The sequence below is a fragment of the Faecalicoccus sp. genome, from assembly GCF_036552745.1.
Classification (GTDB): Bacteria; Bacillota_I; Bacilli_A; order Erysipelotrichales; family Erysipelotrichaceae; genus Faecalicoccus.
Window position 1 is genome coordinate 1 of sequence record NZ_JAXKBY010000051.1, and the last position, 3,859, is coordinate 3,859.

Genomic DNA, 3,859 nt, shown 5'->3' on the forward strand with positions numbered 1-3,859 from the left:
CTGCTGTTTTGGTCGATCCGGCAAGGTCAGCATCTAATACTACGATATTCTCATTTTCTTGTACCAGCTTAGCTAAGGTTTTTCCATAAGCTGCTCTTGTTGCCATTGCCATTTTACTCACCATCCAATTCTTTCATAGCTTCTTCGTATTGTTCCTTATTTGGAGCACTTCCATGCCATTTATAATTGTTTTCCATAAACGATACGCATTTTCCTTTGATCGTATGTGCTATGATCATCGTCGGCTGTCCTTTTATTTCTTTTGCCTTTGTAAAGGCTTCTTTCAATTGGGAAAAATCATGTCCGTCAATTTCGATCACATGCCATCCAAACGCTTTAAACTTTTCATTGAAAGGCTCCGGGCCGATGACATCACGGATGTTTCCATCAATTTGCAGGTGGTTGTAATCCAAGATACCACATAGATTATCAAGCTTATAATGTGCAGCTGCCATGCAGGCTTCCCAAACCTAACCTTCTTCACTTTCACCGTCACCTAAAAGAAAATAAATGCGATGTTGGTTTTTATCTAGTTTGTTGGCAATCGCCATACCTACGGCAGCCGAGATTCCCTGGCCTAAAGAGCCTGTTGACATATCTACACCCTTTACATAATGCATGTTTGGGTGCCCCTGTAACGGAGAATGAAGCTGACGAAACGTCTTCAGCTCTTTTTCAGGGATAAATCCCTTTTCACACAATGTTGCATATAAAGCCGGTGTCACATGGCCTTTGCTTAAAACAAATCGATCTCGATCTAGTGATGATACATTATCTTCACAAACATCCATTTCTTTAAAGTAAAGATATGTCAAAATATCGGCAGCGGATAGGGATCCTCCTGGATGTCCACTTTGTGCCCAATATACTTGCCTCAGGATGTTTTTTCTGATATTTAATGCGTGTTGTTCTAATTCTGTCATAGAAATACTCCTATAATGCCTCTTTTGTCGCAATCACATCGACTCCTGTATTCGCGACATTTTTTAAGACTACATCCCCAATGTGTACAGGAGCTTGTACTTTAACGGCTTTTAGATCCTTCATACAGGCAAAGATTTTATCCTTAGGAATGTCATGCGCTGTCTTAACAGAAATCATGATTTCATCCTTTGAGCCGGTGACCGGAACAATGCTGGTTACGATTCTGGTTGGATTGGTTACTTCTTTACGGGCGTAAATATCGCCTTGTTGACAAGTATTACCGGAAACGGAAACCACGTTTCCCTCTTCCATTTTTACCGTTAGAGCACATCCCATCGGACAGCCGATACATGTTAATTCTCTTGTTTCCATATTATTTATCCTCCAGTGTAATGCGAATCGTAGATGGATCGATCTCCATCAGTTTTTTCTTAGTTAAAATAATCTGTTCCATTTCTCCTGGAGCCAGGATCTTGCTGGGTTTATGAAGAATTCTTTGATCATCCAGATAGACACTGATAAAATGATCTTTATAAACGCCACCTACACGGAAACGTACCGTCAGCAAGTCATCCATGTCTTCGGGTCTTACCACAAAAGGTACACTGTAACGTACACCATTTTCGGTTTCGATAGGAATAACTTTCGTGTTTTTGATTTCCTGCTCTTTCAGGTATTTTACGGCATTTTTTCCAGCCTGTTTCGCTTCCTGAGATACAAAATCAACCAAGTCATGTACATGCAATACATTGCCGCAGGCAAATATGCCATCAACGTTTGTTTCTAACGATTCATTAACCTTTGGTCCTTTTGTGATCGGACTCATTTCAATACCGGCCTGATTGGAAAGCTCGTTTTCCGGAATAAGACCACATGATAATAATAAAGTATCACAAGTATATCTTTCTTCGGTTCCCGGTACTGGTTTTCCATCTTTGACCTCTGCAATCGTGACAGCTTCGACACGCTCTTTACCTTCGATATCGACTACGGTATGACTTAGTTTTAACGGAATTCCAAAGTCATCCAGACATTGTACGATATTTCTTTTTAAACCACCGGAATATGGCATCAATTCGGCGACGACTTTTACTTTAGCCCCTTCTAAAGTCATTCTTCGTGCCATGATCAAACCGATATCACCGGAACCTAAGATGACAACTTCTTTTCCTGGCATCAATCCATCGATATTGACTAATGTCTGTGCTGTTCCGGCACTGTATATACCAGCTGGACGATAACCTGGAATATTTAAAGCCCCTCTAGGTCGTTCTCGACAGCCCATGGCCAAGATGATTGCCTTTGCCTGAATTTGGAATAAACCTTCTTTTGCGTTCATGGCAGTAACTACTTTATCGGAAGAAATATCCATGACCATTGTATTCAGCTTATAAGGAATATTTTGTTCTTTTACTTTCTCAATAAAACGATTCGCATATTCCGGCCCAGTCAATTCTTCTTTAAATGTGTGCAGTCCAAAACCGTTATGAATACATTGATTTAAGATACCACCTAATTTTGTATCACGTTCCAAAATTAAGATATCACTTTCGCCTGCTTCTTTAGCACTGAGTGCGGCCGCAAGACCTGCCGGTCCACCACCGATAATTACTACATTTACCTTTTTCATAGTCTTGCCTCCTACAGATCCTCTTTATCGTTTCCTACGATAAAGTTTGAATGTCCACCGGATTTGCTAACTTTATACATATCGATATCCGGTACTTCATGCGATAAGATTTCCATAACACGCGGGCTGCAGAAACCAGCCTGACACCGTCCCATACCTGCTCTTGTACGACGTTTTATACCATCCAGTGAACGGGCAGGAATGATTCGATGTACCGCTTCTACGATCTCTCCTTCTGTTACCATCTCACAGCGACAGATGATTGTTCCATAACGAGGATCCTTTTGGATAAGTTCATTTCTTTTTTCCATACTCATTTGTGATGGCTTGATTAATCCTTTGCGTGTCTTTTTGAAATCTGTTTTTTCATGTGCATTCGTTTTTTTCTGAATCATCTTTGCGACCATTACACCAATAGCCGGACAGGAAGAAAGACCTGGTGATTCGATACCAGCCACATCAATAAAGTTTGGTGCATCCTTGACTTCTTCAATGATGAATTCATGATTCGGATGATGCGCACGAAGTCCGGCAAAGGATGTGATGACATCTCTCATAGGAAGATTCTTAACAGCTATGGATGATTTCATAGCAACTTCATCCAATCCTTTGCGTGTCGTATTGACACCTTCTTTATTGTCGATATCCATACTTGTTGGGCCCACTAACATATTGCCGTGTACAGTTGGCGTTACCAGAACCCCTTTTCCCATCTTAGTCGGTAACTGGAAAATCGTATGAGAAACATGTTTTCCAGCACTTTTATCCAGCAGATAATATTCTCCTTTACGAGGAATGATCTCCATTTTATCAGCACTGACCATATTATGGATCACATCGGCATAAACACCGACAGCATTCACGACATATTTTGAATGAAATGTTTGATTTGGTGTTTTGATCTCATAGTGATCATCTACTTTTTGTATCGCTTCCACCGGAGAATCAAAATAAAATTCTACTCCGTTTTCTGCCGCATTTTCAGCCATGGCCAGATTTAACTCAAAAGGACAAACAATACCGGCGCTTGGCGCATATAAAGCTGCCACAGCTTCATCGGATATATTTGGTTCCATTTCCTTTAATTCGTCGCGTTCAACGATACGAAGACCGGGAACGCCATTTGTGATACCGCGATTGTACAAAGTCGTTAGTTGATCGCGATTTTCTTCATCTGTACAAACTACAAAAGAGCCGATTCGCTGAAATGGAATATCCAGATCTTTGGCAAGTTCGTCCATCATCAAGTTACCTTCTACATTCAATTTTGCCATCAACGTACCTTCTTTAGCATCATAGCCAGCA

At 40.8% G+C, this 3,859-nt stretch carries 3 protein-coding genes and 2 pseudogenes; all 5 read right to left on the bottom strand.

Features of this window, described 5'->3' with window-relative positions:
• Positions 1-112 (bottom strand): annotated as a pseudogene (locus tag U0M88_RS02575) (transketolase family protein); the annotation flags it as partial.
• Position 113: 1 nt separating this feature from the next.
• Positions 114-923, bottom strand: a pseudogene (locus U0M88_RS02580) (transketolase).
• A 10-nt stretch (positions 924-933) separates the two neighbouring features.
• Complete coding sequence (locus U0M88_RS02585; RefSeq protein ID WP_303972682.1) at positions 934-1,296, bottom strand: DUF1667 domain-containing protein; 363 nt, start codon at positions 1,294-1,296, stop codon at positions 934-936.
• Position 1,297: 1 nt separating this feature from the next.
• Complete coding sequence (locus U0M88_RS02590) at positions 1,298-2,554, bottom strand: NAD(P)/FAD-dependent oxidoreductase (RefSeq protein ID WP_331868811.1); 1,257 nt, start codon at positions 2,552-2,554, stop codon at positions 1,298-1,300.
• 11 nt (positions 2,555-2,565) lie between these two features.
• The coding region (locus tag U0M88_RS02595; protein WP_331868812.1) for an NAD(P)/FAD-dependent oxidoreductase at positions 2,566-3,859 on the bottom strand (1,294 nt) is incomplete at its 5' end.

Excerpts from the sequence above, each read along its gene's own strand:
- U0M88_RS02585 (WP_303972682.1), bottom strand. The coding sequence starts at position 1,296 with ATGGAAACAAGAGAATTAACATGTATCGGCTGTCCGATGGGATGTGCT.
- U0M88_RS02590 (WP_331868811.1), bottom strand. The coding sequence starts at position 2,554 with ATGAAAAAGGTAAATGTAGTAATTATCGGTGGTGGACCGGCAGGTCTT.